Annotated in this window: 1 protein-coding gene; it reads left to right on the plus strand. The window is 64.0% G+C overall.

The genetic code is table 11. The features are described from left to right. On the plus strand, positions 1 to 275 hold a 275-nt coding region (locus MTCD1_RS19110), incomplete at both ends, for a hypothetical protein (RefSeq protein WP_143760176.1).

The raw sequence follows: 275 nt of genomic DNA on the forward strand, positions 1-275 counted from the left end.
GCCTGTGCCGAACCCGATGTCGAGCGCCCGCTGCGTGCCGCGCTGGCCTGCGTCACCCTCAACCTGTCGCTGGCGGAACTGGAGCAACTGAACCAGGACGAATTGGCCTGGGAACAGCGGGTCATGCAGTTTCGCGACTACCGCGTGGTCTGGCGGACCCAAGGCGTGCTGCCAATGCTGCGGCGCCTGCTGCATGACTTCAAATTGCCGCAAACCCTGATCGCCCGCAGCGATGGCGAGCGCGTGCTGACCAACCTGTTGCACCTGTGTGAATT

The organism is Colwellia marinimaniae, from assembly GCF_002207865.1.
GTDB classification, from domain to species: Bacteria; Pseudomonadota; Gammaproteobacteria; order Enterobacterales; family Alteromonadaceae; genus Colwellia; species Colwellia marinimaniae.